The sequence below is a fragment of the Streptomyces sp. NRRL S-495 genome, assembly GCF_000966955.1.
GTDB classification, from domain to species: Bacteria; Actinomycetota; Actinomycetes; order Streptomycetales; family Streptomycetaceae; genus Kitasatospora; species Kitasatospora purpeofusca.
Genome location: NZ_JZWY01000920.1, coordinates 1 through 328, shown reverse-complemented (window position 1 = coordinate 328; position 328 = coordinate 1). Strand labels below are relative to the sequence as shown.

General features: G+C 74.1%; 1 protein-coding gene. It reads right to left on the bottom strand.

All coding sequences use genetic code 11. The features are described 5' to 3' along the window. The coding region (locus VR45_RS36210; protein ID WP_045944175.1) for an acyltransferase domain-containing protein at nt 1-328 on the bottom strand (328 nt) is incomplete at both ends.

The following is a 328-nucleotide window of genomic DNA, read 5'->3' as shown; positions in this document are numbered from 1 at the left end:
CGTCAGCGCCGTCCGCTGCTCGGGCCGCTCCCGGCGCAGGACCGGGACGGCGGTGACGGCCTCGTCCAGGGTGGCGCCGACGAGGCCCGTGAGGGTGCCGTCGGGGCCGAGTTCGACGAAGGTCGTCGCGCCCTCGGCGGCCAGGGTGGTGACCACGTCCGCGAAGCGCACGGCCCCGCGGACCTGCCGCACCCAGTACGCCGGGTCGGTGATCTCCTCCGAACTCGCCACTCGGCCGGTGACGTTGGAGACCACCGGGATCTCGGGGCGCCGGAAGGTCAGGGTCTGCGCGACGGCCAGGAACTCGTCCAGCATGCCGTCCATGTGC